The organism is Bizionia gelidisalsuginis (genome assembly GCF_008086185.1).
In the GTDB taxonomy this organism is placed as follows: domain Bacteria; phylum Bacteroidota; class Bacteroidia; order Flavobacteriales; family Flavobacteriaceae; genus Bizionia; species Bizionia saleffrena.
The window spans coordinates 118,005-141,296 of sequence record NZ_VSKN01000007.1; the positions used below are offsets into that span (position 1 = coordinate 118,005).

17 protein-coding genes are annotated in these 23,292 nt (G+C 35.4%); 12 read left to right on the forward strand and 5 right to left on the reverse strand.

What is annotated here, in order from left to right:
* Position 1 precedes the first annotated feature (1 nt).
* From ES677_RS07205 to ES677_RS07245, 9 genes are all read left to right on the forward strand, one after another.
* Complete coding sequence (locus tag ES677_RS07205) at positions 2-2,242, forward strand: patatin-like phospholipase family protein (protein WP_148380884.1); 2,241 nt, start codon at positions 2-4, stop codon at positions 2,240-2,242.
* A 275-nt stretch (positions 2,243-2,517) separates the two neighbouring features.
* The gene (locus ES677_RS07210; protein ID WP_148369368.1) at positions 2,518-3,675 is read left to right on the forward strand and encodes a homogentisate 1,2-dioxygenase; all 1,158 of its coding nucleotides are present in this window, start codon (positions 2,518-2,520) and stop codon (positions 3,673-3,675) included.
* Between the two features lie 187 nt (positions 3,676-3,862).
* Positions 3,863-5,026, forward strand: a complete 1,164-nt coding sequence (hppD, locus tag ES677_RS07215) for a 4-hydroxyphenylpyruvate dioxygenase (RefSeq protein WP_148369370.1) — start codon at positions 3,863-3,865, stop codon at positions 5,024-5,026.
* Between the two features lie 136 nt (positions 5,027-5,162).
* Positions 5,163-5,942: a DUF3108 domain-containing protein gene (locus ES677_RS07220; RefSeq protein ID WP_148380885.1), complete on the forward strand. Its 780-nt coding sequence runs from the start codon at positions 5,163-5,165 to the stop codon at positions 5,940-5,942.
* Positions 5,942-6,865: a tryptophan 2,3-dioxygenase family protein gene (locus ES677_RS07225; protein WP_148380886.1), complete on the forward strand. Its 924-nt coding sequence runs from the start codon at positions 5,942-5,944 to the stop codon at positions 6,863-6,865. Before ES677_RS07220 ends, ES677_RS07225 begins: the two co-directional genes overlap by 1 nt.
* Complete coding sequence (locus tag ES677_RS07230; RefSeq protein ID WP_148369376.1) at positions 6,823-8,154, forward strand: peptidoglycan DD-metalloendopeptidase family protein; 1,332 nt, start codon at positions 6,823-6,825, stop codon at positions 8,152-8,154. Before ES677_RS07225 ends, ES677_RS07230 begins: the two co-directional genes overlap by 43 nt.
* A gap of 6 nt (positions 8,155-8,160) precedes the next feature.
* Complete coding sequence (gene pgi, locus ES677_RS07235; protein WP_148380887.1) at positions 8,161-9,804, forward strand: glucose-6-phosphate isomerase; 1,644 nt, start codon at positions 8,161-8,163, stop codon at positions 9,802-9,804.
* A gap of 232 nt (positions 9,805-10,036) precedes the next feature.
* Positions 10,037-12,511, forward strand: a complete 2,475-nt coding sequence (locus tag ES677_RS07240) for a TonB-dependent receptor (RefSeq protein WP_246124397.1) — start codon at positions 10,037-10,039, stop codon at positions 12,509-12,511.
* Positions 12,512-12,619: 108 nt separating this feature from the next.
* Complete coding sequence (locus tag ES677_RS07245) at positions 12,620-13,054, forward strand: hypothetical protein (RefSeq protein ID WP_148380889.1); 435 nt, start codon at positions 12,620-12,622, stop codon at positions 13,052-13,054.
* A gap of 75 nt (positions 13,055-13,129) precedes the next feature.
* Here the strand turns inward: ES677_RS07245 and ES677_RS07250 are convergent, their stop codons facing one another.
* Positions 13,130-14,182 carry an endonuclease/exonuclease/phosphatase family protein gene (locus tag ES677_RS07250; protein ID WP_148380890.1) on the reverse strand — a complete coding sequence of 351 codons (1,053 nt, stop codon included), beginning with the start codon at positions 14,180-14,182 and terminating at the stop codon, positions 13,130-13,132.
* 139 nt (positions 14,183-14,321) lie between these two features.
* On the opposite strand from ES677_RS07250, the gene ES677_RS07255 reads away from it, so the two are divergent.
* From ES677_RS07255 to ES677_RS07265, 3 genes are all read left to right on the forward strand, one after another.
* Positions 14,322-17,144 carry a TonB-dependent receptor gene (locus ES677_RS07255; protein ID WP_148380891.1) on the forward strand — a complete coding sequence of 941 codons (2,823 nt, stop codon included), beginning with the start codon at positions 14,322-14,324 and terminating at the stop codon, positions 17,142-17,144.
* A gap of 29 nt (positions 17,145-17,173) precedes the next feature.
* Positions 17,174-18,580 carry a DUF5689 domain-containing protein gene (locus ES677_RS07260; RefSeq protein WP_148380892.1) on the forward strand — a complete coding sequence of 469 codons (1,407 nt, stop codon included), beginning with the start codon at positions 17,174-17,176 and terminating at the stop codon, positions 18,578-18,580.
* Positions 18,581-18,656: 76 nt separating this feature from the next.
* Positions 18,657-19,034, forward strand: coding sequence for a hypothetical protein (locus tag ES677_RS07265; protein ID WP_148380893.1), 378 nt, complete (start codon positions 18,657-18,659; stop codon positions 19,032-19,034).
* Positions 19,035-19,043: 9 nt separating this feature from the next.
* Here ES677_RS07265 and ES677_RS07270 read toward each other — a convergent pair whose 3' ends face one another.
* The 4 genes from ES677_RS07270 to ES677_RS07285 form a co-directional block, all read right to left on the reverse strand.
* Positions 19,044-21,167: a Tex family protein gene (locus ES677_RS07270; RefSeq protein WP_148380894.1), complete on the reverse strand. Its 2,124-nt coding sequence runs from the start codon at positions 21,165-21,167 to the stop codon at positions 19,044-19,046.
* Positions 21,168-21,252: 85 nt separating this feature from the next.
* Positions 21,253-21,960 carry an OmpA family protein gene (locus tag ES677_RS07275; protein WP_148380895.1) on the reverse strand — a complete coding sequence of 236 codons (708 nt, stop codon included), beginning with the start codon at positions 21,958-21,960 and terminating at the stop codon, positions 21,253-21,255.
* An 8-nt stretch (positions 21,961-21,968) separates the two neighbouring features.
* Positions 21,969-22,439, reverse strand: a complete 471-nt coding sequence (locus ES677_RS07280) for a lipocalin family protein (RefSeq protein ID WP_148369396.1) — start codon at positions 22,437-22,439, stop codon at positions 21,969-21,971.
* A 212-nt stretch (positions 22,440-22,651) separates the two neighbouring features.
* Positions 22,652-23,281 carry a hypothetical protein gene (locus ES677_RS07285; RefSeq protein ID WP_148380896.1) on the reverse strand — a complete coding sequence of 210 codons (630 nt, stop codon included), beginning with the start codon at positions 23,279-23,281 and terminating at the stop codon, positions 22,652-22,654.
* Positions 23,282-23,292: the final 11 nt, after the last annotated feature.

A 23,292-nucleotide genomic window follows, 5' to 3' on the forward strand; every position in this document is an offset into this window, starting at 1 on the left:
GATGAAGTACCTAATTATTTTAACGCTATTATTAGTCGTTTTAAGTGGTAATATTTATGCCCAAAATGACGGAAATAAAGAACCGAAAGTGGGTCTGGTTTTAAGTGGTGGAGGTGCAAAAGGATTGGCTCATATTGGTGCCTTGAAAGTAATAGATAGTCTCGGTATTCGTGTCGATTATGTTGCGGGTACAAGTATGGGTGCTATTGTAGGGTCGCTATACGCTTCAGGATACTCCGGAAAACAATTAGATTCTATATTTAAAAGAGTAGATTTTAGTAAAATTATTAACGATAATATTCCGCGAGAAGCAAAAACGTTCTACGAGCGCGAAAACTACGAAAAATATGCGGTGACCTTACCTTTCGACAATTTTTCTCTAAAATTACCATCGGCATTATCTCGTGGACAAAACACGTTCAATTTATTATCACGGTTAACGTTGCACGTTTCCAATACGGACGATTTTAGTAAACTTCCTATTCCTTTTTTCTGTATTGCAACAAATATAGAGAATGGGCAGCCCGTGATATTAGATAAGGGCAATTTGGCATTGGCAGTAAAAGCAAGTGGTGCCTTTCCATCGTTGTTTCAACCCGTACTCATTAATGACGAATTGTTAATAGATGGAGGTGTGGTTAATAATTATCCTATAGACGAACTTCGAGCTAAAGGAATGGATGTTATAATAGGTGTCGATGTGCAAGATGGATTGGCGAAGCGAACAGATTTGTCTTCAGCTGCTGCGATATTATTTCAGATAAATAACTTTCGTACCATTAATGATATGAAAGAGAAGTCTAAAAAAACAGATATTTATATCAAACCAGATATTACAAAATTTACGGTGGTGTCTTTCGATTTAGGTGAGAAAATTATTGAAAACGGAGAAGCTGCGGCTGTTTTAAAAATTCCAGAATTAAAAGTCCTTGCCGGACAACAAATTAAAGAACCCTTAGAAATTACAGAACATAAAGTGCCCGACAGCCTTCAAATTAATGATATTTATTTTGAAGGATTACATAATTATACAATGTCTTACGTATTAGGTAAATTTAAGTTTAAACCCTCTGAGAAGATCACTTACGACGCTTTTGTAAGTGGAACAAACAATTTGGTAGGAACAAATAACTTCGATAGTTTTAATTATAAATTGAAACCTTCGAAAAAAAAGGGTGTAGACGGTTACGATTTGTACACAGAATTGAAGGAGACGAAAAAAACAGCTTCTCTAAAATTAGGACTACATTATGACGGGCTATATAAAAGTGCTCTTTTAGTAAATATTACGAACAAGCAGTTGTTATTTAAAAGTGATGTTTTGTCCTTTGATTTTATCGTGGGGGATAATGTACGGTATAATTTTGATTATTATATCGATAAAGGACATTATTGGAGTATTGGAGTAAGCTCTGAATACAGTGAATTCCAGGCAAACGTATCGGCATCAGGATTATTAACGCCCGAAGAATTGACGCTTTCAGGAGTCAATAAACTAAATACGCAATTAAGCGATTTAAGCAATCGTTTCTTTGTGCAAACGCAATATAAAAACGATTTTAAAATTACTTTAGGCGCGCAACATCAACGTTTAAAAATAAGTACAGAAACCGTAATTGCCGAGTCTAATAAAGAAACTTATTTCGATAAAAGTGATTATGTAAGTTTATATGGCAATATTACATACGATTCTTTCGATGATAAGTACTATCCTTCAAAAGGATTTTATCTTAATGGCGATTTTAATATTTACTTATATTCGTCAGACTATAATAAGGATTTCTCAGAATTTTCAGTGTTAAGCGGTAAGTTGGGCTACGCACAGAGTTTTAGCGATAAGTTTAGCGCTTCAATTATAAACGAAGCGGGTTTAAGTATTAATTCTAACCAAAGTTCATCTTTCGACTATATTCTTGGCGGTTACGCTAAAAACTTTGTAAATAATCTTAAATCCTTTTATGGTTACGACTTTTTATCTATTCGTGGAAATAGTTATATTAAAGCAACCGTTCAAGCCGATTACGAAGTGTTTAAAAAAAACCACATTTTATTAGCAGCAAACTATGCTAATATTGAAAATGATTTATTCGATACTGTAGGTTGGTTTGCGTGGCCAACTTACTCTGGTTATGCTTTAGGTTATGGGGTGGAAACCTTTTTAGGCCCCATCGAAGCACGTTATACGTGGTCTCCAGACACTCAAGAAAGTTACTGGTTTTTTAATTTGGGTTTCTGGTTTTAGTGTTTCTTGCTAAAAAACGGAAGTGACTTCTTTTTTAAATGTGTTATACGTCTCAGGTGAGTTAAAAACAGCCTCAAAATCAGTGGTTTTAAATATTCGCGTTACGAGTTATTCAATTACATTTTATAAACTCCAAAAAATTAACGATATTTGTTGGTAATGAAACACTTTTGGCAAGACTTATTATCGCATTTAAAATTCCTTATAAAGAGGAACCCAGAATGATGCTATATAATTAACAATCAAATTATTGTTTAATTATTAAAAAAATTATTATGCCTTTTTACCATAAATTAGGAAAGATTCCACCAAAGCGCCACACGCAATTTAGAAAACCTGATGGCAGCTTGTATGCCGAACAACTATTTGGTACTATTGGTTTCGATGGGATGTCTACAAATTCGTATCACGAACACAGACCAACCCAAGTTAAAGAAATTAGAAAGCAATATAGTGTTGCACCTAAAATAGCGAAAGAAAACCATATACAATCCTATCGTTTAAGAGGGTTTCAAGTAACACCAGAAAACGATTATTTAGAAAGTCGTAAAACGGTATTAACCAACAGCGATTGTAGTATTATTTTAGCGGCTCCTAAACAGTTGCAAACCGACTATTTTTATAAAAACTCAGACGCAGACGAGCTTATTTTTATTCACAAGGGTACCGGTAAATTACGCACGCATTTAGGTAATTTGGACTTTAAATACGGCGACTATTTATTAGTGCCAAGAGGTGTTATCTATAAAATAGACTTCGATACTGAAGATAACCGCTTGTTTATTGTCGAATCTCGACGCCCTATCTACACACCAAAACGGTACCGTAATTATTTCGGACAATTATTAGAACATTCTCCGTTTTGCGAGCGCGATCTGCGTCAGCCGCAAGAGTTAGAAACACACAACGAAACCGGAGACTTTATTATAAAAGTTAAAAAGCAAGACGATATCTTCGAAATGGTTTACGCAACGCATCCTTTCGATGTTGTGGGCTACGACGGGTATAACTATCCGTACGCCTTTTCAATTCACGATTTCGAACCCATAACAGGGCGTATTCACCAACCGCCACCAGTGCATCAAACTTTCGAAACCGATGCCTTCGTGGTCTGCAGTTTCGTGCCACGACTGTACGATTACCACCCCGACAGTATTCCTGCGCCGTACAACCACAGTAATATAGACAGCGATGAGGTCTTGTATTATGTCGATGGTGATTTTATGAGCCGAAATGATATAGCAGCTGGACACATCTCATTACACCCTGCCGGAATTCCTCACGGTCCACACCCCGGAGCAACCGAGCGCAGTATTGGGAAAGTAAAAACCGATGAACTCGCCGTTATGGTAGACACCTTTAAACCCTTAAAAGTAACCGAAGAAGCACTTAAAATTGCAGACGAAGAGTACTTTAAATCGTGGTTAGAGTAATTTAAAGAAGGAGCTATTTCCTGCTTTCCGCTACATCTTTTTTAAAGAAAAATTAAAAAAGGATACCGCATCAATCAGGGCTAAAAACAAAACAATAACACAATTTTAAGTGAATTATTTAATTAGAAGTCAAACGCCATTTTAAACGGGGCTTTCCTATTAATGCACTATTATAAAAATATATATTATGAGTAAAAAAGACATACAATCAGTAGAGTACGGATTAGAAAAAATATTTGAAGGCGCACAAGATTTTTTGCCACTATTAGGTACCGATTACATAGAGTTTTATGTGGGTAATGCTAAACAAGCCGCACACTTTTATAAAACAGCATTCGGTTTTCAATCTTACGCCTACAAAGGGTTAGAAACAGGGTCTAGAGATTCTGTGAGCTACGTGTTAAAGCAAGATAAAATCCGTTTAGTATTAACAACGCCATTAAACAGTAAATCGCCAATAAACGACCATATTGTAAAACATGGTGATGGTGTAAAAGTTATTGCTTTGTGGGTGGACGATGCTAGAAAAGCGTACGAAGAAACTACAAAACGTGGTGCGAAATCGTATTTGGAGCCAATCGCAGAAAAAGATGAGTTTGGAGAAGTGGTAAAAGCTGGTATTTACACGTATGGCGAAACCGTACATATGTTTGTAGAGCGCAAAAACTACAGCGGTACATTTATGCCAGGATTCGTAGAGTGGAAATCAGATTACAATCCTGAGCCAACCGGTTTAAAATTTATAGACCATATGGTAGGAAACGTAGGATGGAATGAAATGAATACGTGGGTAAAATGGTATGAAGATGTTATGGGTTTTGTGAACTTTTTATCGTTCGATGACAAGCAAATACACACCGAATATTCAGCATTAATGAGTAAGGTGATGAGTAATGGTAACGGACGTATAAAATTTCCAATTAACGAGCCTGCCGAAGGTAAAAAACGCTCTCAAATTGAGGAGTATTTAGACTTTTATGAAGGGTCTGGTGTACAGCACATTGCTGTAGCAACAGACGATATTATAACAACAGTTGCCAAACTAAAATCTCGTGGAATAGAATTTCTGTCTACACCACCAGAAGAATATTATAATGCCGTTCCAGGACGATTAGAGGAGTACAGTCATGAGCTTAGAGAAGATATCGAAGCGCTTAAGAAATTAGGGATTATGATTGATGCTGACGAAGAAGGTTACTTACTTCAAATCTTTACAAAACCATTAGAAGATAGACCAACATTGTTTTTTGAGGTGATTCAGAGAATGGGAGCCAAAGGTTTTGGAGCAGGAAATTTTAAAGCGTTGTTCGAATCTATAGAAAGAGAACAAGCATTAAGAGGAACACTTTAACAAAATTTTATTACAAATAAATTGAAAAATGCTACCGCTTATGTCGGTGGCATTTTTTTGTTTTATATTTTTGGAATAGTAATTGTATTCTATATTACAATAGCTTTAAAGCCGTTATAATAAAATACCTCACAATATGAAAAAAATAGTAGTACTAATCGTTGCCTTCTTTATAGTTCATATAGCCACTTCTCAAGAAAGCGCTTTTGGAGAAGGAGAGTGGTTTAGATTCAAAATGAGTTATAGCGGCTTTCTCAAAGCTGGAAATGCTACCTTAGCGGTAAACGAAACCTCGCTTAACGGAAACGATGTCTATCACGTTGTAGGAAAAGGATGGACTACTGGAATGATAAAATGGTTTTTTAAAGTAAAAGATAGGTACGAAAGTTATTTTGATAGACATACAATGTTGCCCTATAAATTTGTTAGAGATATCAACGAGGGTGGACATAAAAAAAATCTAGAAATCAATTTTAATCAAGCAAAAAACGAAGCTCTAGTCCACAACAAAAAGCATAATACAAAAAAGTCAATAACCACCAAACCCAATATTCAAGATATGGTGTCTACTTTTTATTATTTGCGTAATAAACTAGATATTTCTACACTTAGAATTGGCGATGAGGTTACACTAGATATGTTCTTTGATGAAGAAAACTATGGTTTTAAATTGAAGTATTTAGGCGAAGAAAGTATAGATACCGATTTTGGTACTGTCGCGTCATTAAAATTTAGACCGTATGTTATGGCAGGTCGTGTTTTTAAAGAAGAAGAAAGTTTAACTCTATGGGTTTCAAAAGACAAAAATAAAGTACCTTTACGCATCAAAGCAGATTTGGCTGTAGGTTCGTTAAGAGCAGATTTAGACGCTTTTAAAGGCCTTAAGCATCCATTCAAAATTATAGTAAACAACTAATGAATACCAAAAAAGATATAACCGACCAACTTAGAGATAAATACGAAGCTATAAATCAAGATGTAGACGTTCATTTGGATGGCTTGTTGCACTCGAAACCTATAAATTATTGGGAGTATATTCAAACCGATGCTTTACTAAGTCTTCAAAATCAACGCACAACGTTACCAGACGAGATGGTATTTTTAATGTATCACCAAGTCAACGAACTGTTATTTAAAATGATCCTTTGGGAAATTGAGCAAGTCGCAAAGAAAGAAAATATTGACGCGACGTTTTTCGAAGATAAATTAATGCGTGTTAGTCGTTATTTCGATATGTTAACCTCTTCATTTAACGTTATGCGTGAAGGAATGGATGTCGCACAATACAATAAATTCCGACATACATTAACACCAGCAAGTGGTTTTCAAAGTGCGCAATACAGAAAGATAGAATTTGCTTCTACCGAGCTTATTAACTTAATAGACAAAAGGTTTAGAGCTACTATAGATCGCAACACCCCTTTCGAGCACGCTTTCGAGCACTTGTATTGGCAAGCAGCAGGAAAAGATTATAAAACTGGAAAAAAAACCTATACATTAACAGTTTTCGAAGAGAAATACAAAGATGAATTTATTAGATTTGTCGAATTCTATAACACGCACAATTTATGGAGCACTTTTAAAGGGTTGCCTAAAGCGGTTAGAGAAAATGAAGACCTAGTAAAAGCAATGCGTCACTTAGATTACACGGTCAATATTACGTGGGTTATGGCGCATTACAATACAGCAAACCACTATTTAAAAATTGGTGGAAAAGCAGTAGAGGCAACAGGAGGAAGTGAATGGGTAAAGTATATGCACCCAAAATATCAAAAAAGAATATTTTTTCCAGACTTATGGAGCGAACAAGAGCAAGCAGATTGGGGCAAAGATGTATAATTATAGTTATACTTTTTATAACGTTATATAGTTGTAAGAAAGAAGAGCAACAGATAGACACTTTAGAGACCGTATTAATTGAAGAGCCAGAAGACCTTTTTGAATTTGGCTTTAATCTTAATGACTACGTCGTTAAAAGAGATACGGTAAAAAAAGGAGACAGTTTTGGTGAAATACTAGAACGTAACCAGTTAGGGTATTCTACGATTTTTAAAATTGCAGAACGCGCTAGAGATACCTTCGATATTAGGAAACTTCAGGTGGGAAAACCGTACACCATTCTATGTTCTAACGACTCTTTACAGCAACCAAAATGTTTTATTTACCAGCCAAATAAAACAGATTATGTAGTTATAAATTTTCAAGATTCAATTCACGCTTATACCAGTTCGAAACCTATAAAATATGTAGAAAGAGAAATTTCTGGAATTATTACTTCAAATATTTCAGAAGCCCTAAGTCAGCAAGGAAAAAGCATCGCTTTGGCCTATAAAATGGCCGATGTTTACGCTTGGACCATCGATTTTACTAGACTTCAAAAAAACGACAAGTTTAAAGTTATTTATACCGAAAGATATATTGACGATTCAATTTATGCGGGTATTCAAACTATAAAAGCTGCGTATTTTGAGCATAACAAACGTCCGCTTTATGCTTTCCAATTTGAAACCGATAGCCTTAAAGGTATTAAAGATTATTTTAACGATGAAGCTAAAAATTTGCGTCGCGCCTTTTTAAAATCACCGGTTAAATTTCAACGTATTTCGTCGCGGTATAATTTAAACAGACGCATTGCTTTATATGGTAACAGAGTACGCCCTCACAAAGGCACCGATTTCGCCGCCGGCACCGGAACACCCATTATGGCAACGGCAAATGGTACGGTAATCGCATCAGAGAAACGGGGCGGTAACGGTAATTATGTAAAAATTAAACACAATGCGACCTACTCCACGCAATACCTTCATATGAGTAAACGAAAGTCTAAAGTGGGAGATTTCGTGGGGCAAGGTGATGTTATTGGTTGGGTTGGAATGACCGGAAATACCTCAGGGCCACACGTGTGCTACCGTTTCTGGAAAAACGGAAAGCAAGTGGACCCCTTTAAACAAGATTTACCAGACGCTGAGCCTATTTCAGATAAATTAAAAATTAAATATTTAGAGTTTATAAAACCTATAAAGCAACAATTGGATGCTGTCGAATACCAACTTTTTGAAGAATCGGAAGTGATTGAAAATGCACTAACCGAAACTTTAAATAGCGATAACGTTGCCGATATAGACTAAGAAACAATGAATATATCTTCAAGAAACCCTACGCAAACTAAATCTTGGAAAGCTCTAGAACAGCACTTTAATGCTATTAAAGAGGTTGAAATGAGTGCTTTATTTTCAAAAGATTTAGATCGTGCACAGACATTTACCATTAAGTGGGAAGATTTTTATGTCGATTATTCTAAAAACAGAATAACAGAAGAAACGATGCAACTACTTTTAAATTTAGCTGATGAGTTAAAGTTAAAAGAAGCAATTTCTTCTTACTTTTCTGGAGAACCTATAAATCATACAGAAAAGAGAGCTGTTTTACATACCGCTTTAAGAGCAAATGCTACCGATACGGTGTGTGTAAAAGACAAAAATGTAATTCCTGAGATTAATGAGGTTAAGGAAAAAATTAAAAATTTTACGCATTGCATCGTTAGCGGAAACCAAAAGGGATTCTCGGGAAAAGCGTTTACGGATATTGTAAATATTGGTGTTGGCGGGAGTGATCTGGGACCCGCGATGGTGGTAGATTCCCTTCGTTTTTATAAGAATCATCTTAAAGCCCATTTTATAAGTAATATAGATGGTGATCATATTAGTGAAACCTTAGCGCAATTAAACCCAGAAACAACGCTATTTGTAATTGTTTCTAAAACCTTTACAACGCAGGAGACGTTAGCAAATGCTAATACTGTAAAGGAGTGGTTTTTAAAAGCAGGCTCGCAAAAAGATATAGAAAAACACTTTGTAGCGGTGTCTTCAAATATAAAAAAAGTAACATCTTTTGGTATCCACGAAGACAACATTTTTGCGATGTGGAACTGGGTTGGTGGTCGTTTTTCATTATGGAGCGCTGTAGGCTTAACCATTAGTTTGTCTTTAGGATTTTCAAATTTTGAAAGTCTATTAAAAGGCGCTAATAAAATGGACACCCATTTTAAAACTGAAGATTTTAAAACAAATATTCCTGTTGTTCTGGCCTTGTTAAGTGTTTGGTATAATAATTTTTTTAAGTCGGAAACCGAAGCGGTTATCGCCTATTCTCAATATCTTAATAAACTAACCAGTTACTTGCAGCAAGGTATAATGGAAAGTAATGGTAAAAGTGTCGATAGAAATGGGTTGCCGGTAGACTACCAGACAGGAACCATTGTATGGGGAGAACCAGGCACGAATTCGCAACATGCTTTCTTTCAATTAATACATCAAGGTACAAAGTTAATACCTGTGGATTTTATAGGTTTTGCTGAAAGTTTATTCGGTAACCAAGCGCATCATGACAAATTAATCTCTAATTATGTTGCCCAAACGGAAGCTTTATTGCACGGAAAAAAGAGAGAAGATATTATTAATGATCTGATCTCTAATAAGGTACCGCAAGACACGATAGATCGCATATTACCATTTAAAGTGTTTAAAGGCAATAAGCCTACAAATTCAATCTTTATTAATAAACTAACACCAGAAAGTTTAGGAGAGTTGCTAGCAATGTATGAGCATAAAATATTTGTTCAAGGCATTATCTGGAATATTTATAGCTACGATCAATACGGGGTAGAGCTCGGTAAACAATTAGCCAATACTATCCTATCTGAGATTAATGAGGAGAAAACTAGCGTTCATGACGCTTCTACACATAACCTTTTAGCCCATTACAAGTCTTTAAAATAGCGTGTTGTTAAAAACTTTGTTGATATGTTTACGTAGTAATCAGCTGAAATATAAGTTGTTATGTTACTTTAGCAATAATAATTAAATGTTAACCTTAAGTTAATGGTAAATATTTAAGATTATCTGTATTTTTGCACAAAATATTAAAAATATCAATAGTTAATTTAACAAGATGAAGAACTCAATCAAATTTTTGTTTTTTGCAGTAACGCTAATGTTGTCTGCTAACACAATGGCTCAGAGTATAGTAACAGGTACTGTGCTGGATCCAGAATCGAACGAGCCTTTACCGGCAGTAAACGTTATTGAAGTAGGTACAACCAATGGTGTTTCTACAGATTTTGACGGTAATTTTAGCCTAAAAACTTCTTCGGAAGCGGGTAAAATCGTTATCTCTTATGTAGGTTACGAGAAGAAGTCGTTATCTTTTAAAGGAAAGACTTCTCTGGGTACAATTAAATTAGTGTCTGACAACACTTTAGAAGAGGTTGTAATTACAGGTTCTGGTATTATCGATTTAGCAGAAGATAGAAATACGCCAGTGGCTGTATCTACTATTAAAGCAGCAGAAATTCAAGAGAAAGCTGGGAACTGGGATTTACCAGAGATTTTAAAATCTACGCCTTCTGTACAGAACATTAAAGGTGGTGGATTTGGTGAAGGATCAATGTATTTACGTGGTTTTGACCAAACCAATACAGCATTTTTATTAAACGGACAGCCAATTAATGGTATGGAAGACGGTAAAATGTACTGGTCTAACTGGTCTGGTGTATTAGATGTAGCAAACGCAGTACAGGTACAACGTGGTTTAGGATCTTCTAAATTAGCAATTTCTTCTGTAGGTGGTACGGTAAATATCGTAACGAAGTCAATAGATAGAAGAGAAGGTGGTTTTGTGCAGCAAATGGTTGGAAACGACGATTATACAAAAACAACAGCCTACTATTCTACCGGTGTAAACGAAAAAGGATGGTCTTTTGCAAGTTTATTAGGTCACTGGCAAGGTGATGGTTATGTAGATTATACAGGAGGCCAGGGCCAAACTTACTTTTTCTCTTTAGGTTACCAACCTAACGACGACCATACGTTGAACGTATTATTAACAGGTGCTCCACAATGGCACGCTGCGGCAGGTAGAGGTTCTATAGGAACATTTTTAGAAAACGGAAGACGCTATAACGATTGGAACGAAACAGGTATTGCGAGTCCAAATCTTATCGAAGGTAAATACCCAAGTGGAAGAAATATCTACCATAAACCGGTAGCAAATCTATCCTGGGATTGGACAATTGATGATAATTCTTCATTATCTACAGTGCTTTATGGTTCTTTAGGTCGAGGTGCTTTTGCTTCATTAACTAAAGATGATAATGGTGATTTTTACGCACGTAGCTCGAACAATAATCATAACTGGTTTGGGTTAGTTTCAAATTATACTACAGAGTTAAGCGAAACGTTAACGCTTAATGCTGGAGCGGATGTAAGAACGTATAACGGTATTCACTTTAGAGGCGTAACAGAATTTTTAGGTCAAAACTCTATAAACGAAAGCAGTACATTTTTAGGAGATTATACGATTTCTGAAGAGTACGGTATTAGTCCATGGGGAATGGTATTCAATACGAATACTACTGTTGGTGATCGTTTAGGATATAACTACGAAGAAGTAATCACATATTATGGTTTATTCGGTCAGTTAGAGTATTCTCAAGATGATATTTCAGCGTTCTTTCAAGGAGCCTTATCAAATCAAGATCATTTAGTTACGAACGAGTTTAACTACGATGATTCTAGAGAATCTGAAAAAGTGTCTAATATTGGGTATAACTTAAAAGCTGGTGCAGCTTACGCTATTAACGACTCTAATAAAGTATTTGTTAATGCGGGTTACTATTCTCGTCAGCCTTTCCATGACAACTTACTAGACAATAATAGAAACAGCGTTGATTTAATTAATCCAGCGGTAGACAATGAAAAAATCACAGGTTTAGAAGCAGGGTATCAATTTGGAGGAGAATTGTTTTCTGCTAACTTTAACATTTATCACACGATTTGGGCTAACAGAACAGATCCAAGTACAAATGGTAAAAACCAAGAATCTGCAGAGTATAGAGCCTTTCAAAATTTAGGGCAAAAACAAGTACACAGTGGTGTTGAGTTAGAAGTATTCACGCGTCCAATGCAAAACTTAAAAGTAAAAGGGTATTTATCTTTAGGAGATTGGAAATATAAAGGAGAAGTGACAAGAAGAACTTTTGATGCTGATGGTGTTCAAATTGGTGAAGAAGAAAAAATTGATATCGACGATTTAAACGTTGGTGGTGCAGCTAAAGTAACTGGAGGGGTTTCTGCAGATTACGAAATCTTACCAAGATTTAGTTTCGATACCTCATGGAACTGGTATAACGATCAACATTCGGAAGGGAACTTTAGTAAAGAAGCACCTCCTGTATCTTTACCATCTTACGATACGGTAGATGCTGGTTTATCTTTTAAAGCTTTAGTAGGAAAAGACAAGACAAATTCAATTCAATTTAGAGTAAACATCAACAACGTGTTTGATGAAGTGTATTTAGAGTCTGTATTTGGAACTGATGCAGCGTCAGCAGATCCAACTGAAAACTATAAAGGAATCAATAAAGATAATAATGGACGTTTTGGTTACGGAAGAACTTGGAATACTAGTATCCGTTTTAACTTCTAATTAGAAAAATTAAAATTATATGCAATTTAAACCGCTTCATCGTATTGAAGCGGTTTTTTTATGCTTTATAATTATTACATTTGTTTTAATTAAAAAATATATAAGAATATGTATACAGTAGTAAAAGATCTTCATTCGTATTGGGCCTATTTAGTAGTATTTATGGTGGTTATAGGAGCCTTCAATGCGCTTGTTAAGTTTTTTGGAAAGAAAGAATATGGAAACAATGATTTTAGAATCGCTTTGTTTACTTTAATTGTTACACACATTCAGCTTTTAATTGGCTTAGTGTTATATTTCACCTCGCCTTTAGGCTTAAATAGTATAACAACTAATGGAATGGGAGGCTTAACATCTTACACGCGTTTATTAGCAGTAGAGCACCCGTTCGTTGCTATTCTAGCAGTTGCCTTTATTACTATTGGATACTCTAAACATAAAAAGAAACTAAGCTCTACAGGGAAGTTTAAACCATTAGCTATATTTTACACTATTGGTATGCTTCTAATTCTATCTAGAATTCCTTGGAGTAACTGGATATAACAGTTAATTATATTACAACAAAAAGGAGCTTGATTAAATACTTAAGCTCCTTTTTTTTATGTTTAATAAGTGGGTTTATTCCACTTCCTTTATTAAATAAACATACACTGGAAAGTGATCACTATAGCCTTCTGTAAAACTACCATTTCCAAAACTTCTAAAAGGGTATCCTTTATAGCGCCCAGTCGTGTTTATCAAGTAATTTTTATTAAAAATACCTGCTTTATAAAACTTAAACGATTGGTAACCCTCTTCAATAAAGGGTTTTGTTAACATCATTTGGTCAAATAAACTCCAGCTATCTCTATAAGCATTAGAGCCTTGGCCTTTTTTAAAAAGCGTTATCATAGGGTTGTAAATGCCTTTAAGTGCGACCTGTTTCTTTTTTCTTTCGGCTTTTAAAACATCTTTTATACTGGCATTGTTAGGGTTGTCGTTTAAATCTCCCATTATAATAATTTTTGCGTACGGGTCTATAACTTGTAAAGAATCTATAATATGCTTGCTTAGTTTTGCTGCAGCTACACGTTTCGCTCTACTGCGCTCTTCTCCACCACGACGCGATGGCCAGTGGTTAACAATAAAGTGCATTGTTTCTCCGTCCAGCTTACCAGTAACAAGAAGTTGATCTCTAGTATAAATACGTTTTCTAGAAGCGTTATCGAAAATTTTTAAGGTGTGCGCACTTTTAGATATTAGTTGAAATAAGTCTTTCTGATACATTAAAGCGACATCAATTCCACGCCTATCTGGAGAATCGAAATGTACAATACCATAATCTTTATTAAGTAATTCAGGGGCATTTGCCAGGTCCTCTATAACGGTTCTGTTTTCCACTTCACAAATGCCTATTACGGCCGGTGAATTACCGGTATCACTTAATCCGATATCAGAAATCACTTTCGCCATATTGCGCACTTTCTTTTTGTAAACGCCTTCTCGATCTGATTTAATTTCCATTATGGGACTCGCTTCATCATTTTTTGACGTGTCATCTACCGCGTCGAATAGATTTTCAAGATTATAAAAGGCCACAGTGTGAATTTTATACTTCTTTTCCTCCTGGGCGTTAACACCTACAAAGGCTATGATTAAAAACGCGGTAAACAGCAATTTAATAGTGTTCATGAATTTAATAGTATGTTAAAGTTGTTGTATGTGATAAAAACATTATTAAAGGTAGATATTTATTATAAATAATGTAAATTTAATTACCTTAAATATCTGATTTTGAAGGTTAAGGCTAATATTACCTATTATTTTTAGTATGAGTAAAAGTATATTTATCTTTTTATATGGATTAATTTCATGTGTTTCAGTGCTAGCACAAGAGACAAATGTTAAAGGGAGTGTTAAGGATGCGGTAACAGGCCAGCCTATTCCAGAAGTAATAATTACAATGGAAGGAACGTTGCTAAAAGAACAAACGAATGGTTTTGGTGAGTTCATTTTTAAGGCAGGTGTTCCGTTGGGCGAACAAATCCTTAAAATTTCGAAAACTGGATTTCTTCCAAAAAGATACCCTATTGTTATAAATGAAGGCAGGACGCTAAACATTCAAGATATGTCGCTTGAGGTGGACAGAGGAAACCAAAATGATTTATTCACTATTACTTTATCTGATGATGAATTAAATGACGACACAGGAGGTTCTGTTAATATTTCAGGATTATTGTCTTCTTCAAAAGATGTTTTCCAGCGTAGTGCAGCATTCGAGTTCAGCCCCTCGTTTTTTAGAGTAAGAGGTTTAGATTCAGATAATGGTACTGTTTTAATAAACGGAATTGAAATGAATAAATTCGATACTGGTCGCCCGCAATGGAGTAACTGGGGCGGATTAAATGACGTCGTTAGAAATCAAGAATTTACTTCTGGCTTAAAGCCATCGACCTATAATTTTGGTGGCGTTTTAGGGGTTACCAATATTATTACGAGAGCGTCTTCATATAGAGCAGGTGGGCGTATTACGTATTCCTCTTCTAATCGTAGTTATACAAATCGTTTATTGGCGAGTTACGCTTCTGGTTTACTTGAGAATGGTTGGGCTTATACACTCATGGCAGGCAGGCGTTGGGGAGACGAAGGGTATCAAGAGGCAACTCTTTACGATTCTAATTCGTTTTTTGGCGCCGTAGAAAAGAAAATTAATGAGAAACACAGTATTAATTTCACCTCCATTTACACGCCCAATAGACGGGGTAAATCTTCTGCGAATACTCAAGAAGTTTACGATTTAAAAGATATTAAATACAATGAATATTGGGGTGATTTAAATGGAAGCAAGAAAAACTCTCGGGTTAAGGAAGTTAAAGAGCCTATTGTAATGCTAAATCATTTTTGGGATCTAACTAGCAAAACAAAATTAAATACCAACATAGGTTATCAATTTGGTAGAATAGGGAACAGTCGTTTAGACTATCCAGGAGGTGCTAATCCAAGCCCAGCATACTACCAGGATTTACCAAGTTACGCTTTAGGCGACACCGATGGGGCCGATTATGCTGGTGCTTATATTGCTGAACAGAATTTTTTGAATAATGGTCAAATTGACTGGAACCGTATTTTCGATGCCAACATAACTAATAATATTAGCGGTAATTATGCGGCGTATTCTTTATACGAAGATAGAACAGACGACAAGCAGTGGACATTCAACTCTATTTTAACCTCCCAAATCAATGAGAATATTATTTTTAATGCAGCGGTTAACTATAAAAAACTGAATTCTGAAAATTTTGCGGAAGTTATTGATTTATTAGGAAGTGCTAATGGAGTGCTTAATGTAGATGCCTTTAGCAATAACCCTTTTGATGAAAATAATCCAAATGCCGTTGCGTTTGAAGGTGATAAATTTAGATATAATTATAATTTGTATGTCAAAGAATTAGCAGGATATGCTCAAGCACAATTTAAATACAATACAATTGATTTTTATGTAGCAGGTAGTATTACTAAAACCGATTATCAAAGGGAGGGCTTATATAGAAACGGAAACCAAACATCCGATGAGAATGGTGTTAAAATAAATAACTCTTTTGGGAAAGGAGACCAGATTGAATTTATAGGTTTTGGTGGTAAAGCCGGTTTTACTTATAAATTATCTGGAAAGCATTTGTTCGATGTAAATGCGGGATACATAACACAAGCACCAAATCTCAGAAACACGTATACCAACTCTAGAGAGAGTCACGATTACGTGGGTGTTATAAATGGTAAGAAAAGTAAGGATGTAAGTATTACAGAGGAGAAAATTAGCACTTTAGATGTTAGTTATATTTTCCGTTCCTCAATCTTAAAAGCTAAATTAACCGGGTTTTATACAAAAATTGAAGCGGCCAACGAGGTGTCTTTCTTCTTTACACAAGGCAGTTCAACAGGATTTATACAAGAAGTATTAGTCGGTGCCAATAAATTACATTTGGGTTTCGAATTAGGTATTGAAGCACAAGTAACTCCTACTATTAAGTTAAAAGGAGCCGCTTCGGTAGGGCAATATACTTACGCCAATAACCCATCGTTGTATATTACGTCTACTTCAGATGATTTTATGGTCAATGACGCTGCTGGAAATCAAACCAATTTATCTGGAACAACCTTAAGAACTTCCAAGATGAAAGATTACAAAGTAGCAGGGGGGCCACAACGTGCTTATTCAATAGGTTTTGAATACAGGGATCCAGAGTATTGGTGGTTTGGTGCAACAACAAACTTTTTTACAAATACCTACGTAGATGTGAGTCCCTTAGCTAGGTCTGAAGCATTTTTTCTAGATACCGATGGTATACCGTATAACGATTACAACGAAAACAGCGCTAAAGACTTATTAAAACAAGAAAAGTTTGACGACTATATGGTTGTAAACTTAGTTGGGGGTAAATCTTGGAAAATAGGAGATAAATACATTGGCTTCTTTGCAAGTGTAGGAAACCTATTAGATAAGAAATATAAAACGGGCGGTTTCGAGCAAGGAAGAACAGCAGATTACAGAGCTTTAAGAGACGATGTTAATAACCCTAAAAGAATTTTCGGATCTAAATACTGGTATGGGCGTGGTACAAATTATTTTGTAAATGTGTCCATCAGGTTCTAGAAAAAACAAGAAATATTAAATAGTATATTATGAAAACAAATAAATTGTTAAATTTAATAATGAGTTTAGTAGCGTTTTTAGCTTTGTCGTCATGTGTTGAAGACGACGATTTTACAATACCCTCTAGCTTAGCCGATGAAGAGAACGCGGCGTTAGTTGCGTTGTTAGAAACAGGTACAGAAGTAGATATGGCTTTTGTACAAGGATTATACACGTCTGGGACCGCTCAATTGATAACCTCTAACATTTACGTGAAAGGATATGTTTCATCATCGGACGTAACAGGGAATTTTTACAAAGAATTTTATATGCAGGACGCCCCTTCAGCCCCAACCAAAACGTTAAAAGTTGTTTTAAACCAAACAGATAGTTACAACCAATTTAATAAGGGAAGAGCGGTTTACATAAAGCTTAAAGGTTTATATGTTGGCGAAGAAAGAGTAGGAAATGGCGTATACACTATTGGTGGAGATATTGAATATGGTGCATTCGGGACGACCGTGGCGCAATTAATAGACAATCAAATAAAATCAAATATTTTAAGATCGACGATAACGAAAGATATAATTCCGTTGCCCAAAACATTTTCAACAATAGGATCTTCGAATATCGGAATGTTGGTAAGCGTGGACAATGTAGAGTTTGTTAACGATCTAGCAGGGGAGTCTTATCTTGAGACCAATGAAACTTATGACACCCAAAGGGAAATGATATCTTGTGAAGCAGATGGATATGGTAGCTTTCAATTAGAAACGAGCTCTTTTGCGTCTTTTAAACAAGAACCACTTCCAGTAGGGAATGGTACAATTACAGCCGTTGTTGTAAAAACGTATAATGGGAGCCAGTTAGTTTTGGCTTTAAATTCCACAGACGATGTTAACTTTACAAATGCACGCTGTTCACCACCAGACTTAACAGACTCCAATATTGTGTTTTACGAGGATTTTGAAGCGTCTGTAGATGGAACAGATTTAGATTTACCGGGTTGGACTAACTTCTCGGAAGTCGGTTCTCGTGTCTGGAAAGAAGTGTTTTTTGAAGGTAATGGATTAGCGGAATTTGGAAGTTTTAACTCTCAGGATGTTGAAAACATTGCGTGGTTAATAGCGCCCAATATTACTACAGGCTCTCAAAATAATATGTTTTTTAAATTCAGATCAGCACACCACCATTTGGAGTCTAACGATAATACTTTAGAGGTCTATTTGTCTACAGATTTCGATGGGATAGATGTTTTAGGAGCCACTTGGAATCCGCTAAACGTTACTGTTCCTACCACTGCAAATAATTGGTATGAGTTTGTAGATTCTGGTTTAATAGATATTTCTAATTATAGTGGCGGTTTTTTTATTGCTTTTAAAGTTACGGGTTCTGGAACAGAACTAGATTTAGACGGCTCTTATCAAATAGATGATTTTAAAGTGTTCGCAAACTAACATTTTATAAAATAATTTATATACTTTTAAAACCTGCTAGTACATTCTAGTGCTTTTTTATTTTTGATATATATATATGACAGTTCTCGAACAGTTTTTCTTTTCCGTATTTAGCCATTTTAAAGGCCAGTTTAAACAAAAAGCAAATACTATAGCGCTAGTCTATATTTCTGTATTAGAAATAGCGATAATGTTTGTTTTAGGCTGCTTTTTCGCCGCATTCTTAAGTCAATTGAATTCAGACGTAATGTCGAGCGATAAGGGATGGACACTTTTTGTTTTAATCGCGATTGGAATTCATTTTAAAAACTGGATAAAATATGGCGGTAAGAAAAGAAAAGTAATGAATGCTAAATTCAACAGAAAGAAAACAGCAGAACATAATATTGTTTTGTTATTGCTGCTTCCTTTTATTTGTTTAGGATTTGGTTTATTGCTACTCCAAGCGGTATAATTCAACGATTTACGTTGTCTGTAGTTTAAGTTGAATACGCTTTCGCGGAATATCAATTTCTAGTACTTTAACTATTATTTGTTGGTGTAAACTTACGTGTGCATTGACATCTTTTACAAAACTTTGGCTTAAATTTGAAACGTGAATTAAGCCACTTTCTTTAATACCGACATCTACAAAACACCCAAAATTGGTAATATTATTAACGATGCCCGGAAGTAATTGGCCTACGTGCAAATCGGTAATCGTTTTTATATCTTGATTGAATGTAAAAACCTTGGCTTGTGCTCTAATATCTAAACCGGGTTTCTCTAATTCCTTTACGATGTCTTCCAAAGTTAAAAGTCCTACAGTCGCGGTCTGGTACTTTTTTAAGTTGAGTTGCTTTAAGACTGCCGAATTGCCAATAAGCTCTTTTATAGTCACTTTTAAATCCTTAGCCATTTCTTTAACGATGGCGTAACTTTCTGGATGTACAGCAGAATCGTCTAAAGGGTTTTTAGCATCTTTAATCCTTAAAAAAGGGGCGCCTTGCTCGAAGGCTTTATTTCCTAATCGTGCTACTTTTTTAATGTCTTTTCGCGATGAGAAAGCTCCGATTTCGTGACGATAACTAACAATATTTTCGGCTAATTTGGGGCCGATACCAGACACATAGCTTAGTAAGCTTTTACTGGCCGTATTAATGTTTACGCCGACAGAATTCACACAATTTTCCACCACTATATCCAACGATTTCTGAAGCTTTGTTTGGTCTACATCATGCTGATATTGTCCCACTCCAATAGATTGCGCATCAATTTTAACCAATTCGGCCAAAGGATCTTGCAATCGGCGACCAATAGATACCGAACCCCGAACCGTAACATCATAGTCAGGAAATTCTTCTCGTGCTATTTTAGAAGCCGAGTAAATACTCGCACCAGCTTCGCTAACCACAAAAACTTTAAGATTGTTTTTAAATTGAATATTTCTAATTAATGTCTCGGTTTCGCGCGAAGCAGTTCCATTTCCAATAGCTATAGCTTCAATTTTATAAACATCGGCTAATGATTTTATCTTCTTCATCGCACCAGTGCTATCATTTTGCGGAGCGTGGGGGTAGATGTTTTCGTTGTGTTCTAACTGTCCTTGTGCACTTATGCAAACCACTTTGCAGCCCGATCTAAAGCCTGGGTCTATTGCCAAAACACGCTTTTCTCCTAAAGGTGAACCTAATAATAATTGTTTTAAGTTTTTTGCAAATACAGCAATTGCTGAGGTATCTGCATTATCTTTTGCTACTTGCAAGGCTTCGTTAGAAAGCGATGGAAATAATAAACGTTTATAGGCGTCTTTAATTGCTATTTCAAGCTGTTGGGCACATTCCTTTTGCGAACGAATTATTCGCGATTCTATTTTTTCTAAAGCACGTATATTGTCTATTTCAATTTTAACTCGGATAAAACCTTCTTTTTCAGCTCTTAAAATAGCTAATAAACGATGCGAAGGAATTCGGCTTAGCGCTTCTTCCCAATGGAAATAATCTCTAAATTTTTGCGCTTTCTCGTCGTCCTTTTTCGTTTTGATTACGGCTGTTGCAAGCATTGCGAAACGCTCCAATTGTTTACGAATAGTGTTTCTGATATCTGTGCGTTCATTTATCCACTCTGCAATAATATGGCGCGCACCTTCAAAAGCGGCTTCTGTGGAATTAACGGGGCCTTTTACGTAGTTGTGGGCGATGTCCTCCAGATTAGGAGCATTTTGGCTCATTATAATTTTTGCTAAAGGTTCTAAGCCGTTGTTACGTGCCGTATCGGCTTTTGTTTTTCTTTTCTTTTTAAATGGTAAGTATAAATCTTCAAGGAGGACTAAATTATCGGCGGTTTCAATTTGGTCTTTTAAAGCTTGTGTTAAATCGTTTTGGGTGTCAAGAGTTTTTAGAATGGTTGCTTTACGTTTTTCTAAAGCTTCAAATTGTTCCTTATAATGTACAATATCACCAATTTGTACTTCATCTAAATTACCTGTACGCTCCTTTCTGTATCTTGAAATAAACGGAATAGTACACGCATCGTTGAGTAATTGTATTGTGTTTTTAATACTGCTTTCTGGCAGTTGTGTTTGTGAAATGATGTATTTAATAAGCATAAAAAAAGCCTTATACGTTTTAGTTGTATAAGGCTTGTAATATATCTATCTCGGCGTTATTATCCGAGGAAAAGTTGAAGGAATTCTAGTTTTGACCAGATTCATTCTTCGCATCTTGAATCATTTTTTCGTTGGGTAAAATAGCAACGTTTACACGGCGGTTCTTAGCTCTTCCTTCTGCCGTAGCGTTGTCGTTGGTTGGCTTGTTTTCTCCAAACCAATTGGTTGTAAAACGGCTGCTGCTTAAGCCTTTTCCAGTTAAATAGTTGGTTACCGCATACGCTCTATTTTTAGACAACGTCATATTATACGCCTCTGCACCCGCACTATCTGTATGCCCAACAACTAAAATATTGGTGTCTGGATATTCCTTAAATACACCAGATAACTTGTCTAAAGAGTTTTGAGAGGCTGCGTTAATATTGTATTTTTCAGTAGAAAAATACACACCACTGTTTTCATCGAAGGTAACTACGATACCATCGTCTACACGTTCTACTTGGGCCCCAGGAATTTCGTTTTCAATTTGCTGCGCTTGCTTGTCCATTTTGCTACCAATAAGGACACCGGCACCACCACCAACAACACCACCAATAACAGCGCCTAATTCGCCATTACCGCCTTTTCCAATGTTATTTCCTAAAATAGCACCTAAAACAGCACCACCAGCAGCGCCAATAGCACCACCTTTTTGTTTGTTATTTGCGTTTTTGACAGCCGTACAACTTGAAACGCTAAATAGAAGTGACAAAGCGAATACGGCTACAATTGATTTATTAAGTATAGATTTCATAATGTTTTTTAAAGTTTTGTAAAGTTCATATTAATTATAAAAGGACTGCCATCTACAGAGACTGTTTGTTGCCATTGCATTACGCTTTCTGATAGTTGAGACAATCGGAATCTAAAACCTGCATTGTTTGCGCTTTTACCTTTAGCATCGGTTGGTTTTAATAGGAAGTGATATAGGCCAGAATTGGCATCGACCTCTTGAATCGTAAAATTGAAATATCGGTCTCCGGTGGCACAATTGGTATTGGCTATACTATAAATACCGGTATTGTTATTTGGTACAAAAGACCACGTACTTTGCTCGAAACATTCTTTTGAAGCATCGTTTAATAACGTGACTTCGTAAGTTCCTGCGTTGTCATAATTTACTGAGTTTAAAACCCAGTTTCCTTTAATTTCTTTCTTGGATTCACGCACCACTTTTGAGGAGCCACAGCCCACCAAAAAGACGGCTAATAATAAAAATGATAGTTTTTTCATAAGATGTAATGGTTTATCTAAATGTACGAAAATTAACATAACGTGGATGTTTTTTACTTCATAAATAAAAGTTAATAACGTCATAAATGTATTATAAAAAACTAAAATTTAAAGTAGATAAAAAAAGACTTCATAGTGATTATGAAGTCTTTAGGGTGTCTTATAGAATAGCCATTTAAGCAGGGAGTTGTGGTACAGTTTTAGAAATTATTCTACGTATTTGTTATTTTTGAAAACGCCTTCTTGATTCTATTTTTAGTTTTTTGCGTCTCTAAGGGGCTTTCATCATACTCGTATCTATCTACTGATTCTATGGTTTTACTTTCGTTATTAATGATGGAGAAATACATAATAACTTTATTTGAATCCCCATAGACTCCAATCGTTCTAATTAAAACTGTATACTTTTTTTCATCAATAAGAATATCATTTGGAGCGCTAACAATCCAATCTGGATTTTTGTATTTTTCAGAAATTATTCCCTCGAGAACATTATTAACAGAGCGATAATCCTTGGACATAAGAGACAAATCGTAGTAATCAGTTTTATTTAGTTCAGATTTTAAAGTTTCTAATATAAATTTTTTAATTATTTCTCTTTTATCGTATTTGGCGGAACTTTTACGGTTCACATAATGGTATATTTCTACACTAGGTGTGACAATAAATAAACTGTCTTTTGAAACCTTTTTTTTATTTTTATTTAGACTCAAACCATGCACATAATCAGGATAAGACTTCTTTTGGGTCCCACAACTTAAAAGTAGTATGGAAGTTAAAATTAATAAAGCTGTTTTTTTCTTACGTAGCATAATTCCTGTATTAGTTTCTAAATGACGCATTAAACACGTTA

Excerpts from the sequence above, each read along its gene's own strand:
- ES677_RS07205 (WP_148380884.1), top strand. The coding sequence starts at position 2 with ATGAAGTACCTAATTATTTTAACGCTATTATTAGTCGTTTTAAGTGGT.
- ES677_RS07210 (WP_148369368.1), top strand. The coding sequence starts at position 2,518 with ATGCCTTTTTACCATAAATTAGGAAAGATTCCACCAAAGCGCCACACG.
- hppD (WP_148369370.1), top strand. The coding sequence starts at position 3,863 with ATGAGTAAAAAAGACATACAATCAGTAGAGTACGGATTAGAAAAAATA.
- ES677_RS07220 (WP_148380885.1), top strand. The coding sequence starts at position 5,163 with ATGAAAAAAATAGTAGTACTAATCGTTGCCTTCTTTATAGTTCATATA.
- ES677_RS07225 (WP_148380886.1), top strand. The coding sequence starts at position 5,942 with ATGAATACCAAAAAAGATATAACCGACCAACTTAGAGATAAATACGAA.
- ES677_RS07230 (WP_148369376.1), top strand. The coding sequence starts at position 6,823 with ATGGAGCGAACAAGAGCAAGCAGATTGGGGCAAAGATGTATAATTATA.
- pgi (WP_148380887.1), top strand. The coding sequence starts at position 8,161 with ATGAATATATCTTCAAGAAACCCTACGCAAACTAAATCTTGGAAAGCT.
- ES677_RS07240 (WP_246124397.1), top strand. The coding sequence starts at position 10,037 with ATGGCTCAGAGTATAGTAACAGGTACTGTGCTGGATCCAGAATCGAAC.
- ES677_RS07245 (WP_148380889.1), top strand. The coding sequence starts at position 12,620 with ATGTATACAGTAGTAAAAGATCTTCATTCGTATTGGGCCTATTTAGTA.
- ES677_RS07250 (WP_148380890.1), bottom strand. The coding sequence starts at position 14,182 with ATGAACACTATTAAATTGCTGTTTACCGCGTTTTTAATCATAGCCTTT.
- ES677_RS07255 (WP_148380891.1), top strand. The coding sequence starts at position 14,322 with ATGAGTAAAAGTATATTTATCTTTTTATATGGATTAATTTCATGTGTT.
- ES677_RS07260 (WP_148380892.1), top strand. The coding sequence starts at position 17,174 with ATGAAAACAAATAAATTGTTAAATTTAATAATGAGTTTAGTAGCGTTT.
- ES677_RS07265 (WP_148380893.1), top strand. The coding sequence starts at position 18,657 with ATGACAGTTCTCGAACAGTTTTTCTTTTCCGTATTTAGCCATTTTAAA.
- ES677_RS07270 (WP_148380894.1), bottom strand. The coding sequence starts at position 21,167 with ATGCTTATTAAATACATCATTTCACAAACACAACTGCCAGAAAGCAGT.
- ES677_RS07275 (WP_148380895.1), bottom strand. The coding sequence starts at position 21,960 with ATGAAATCTATACTTAATAAATCAATTGTAGCCGTATTCGCTTTGTCA.
- ES677_RS07280 (WP_148369396.1), bottom strand. The coding sequence starts at position 22,439 with ATGAAAAAACTATCATTTTTATTATTAGCCGTCTTTTTGGTGGGCTGT.
- ES677_RS07285 (WP_148380896.1), bottom strand. The coding sequence starts at position 23,281 with ATGCGTCATTTAGAAACTAATACAGGAATTATGCTACGTAAGAAAAAA.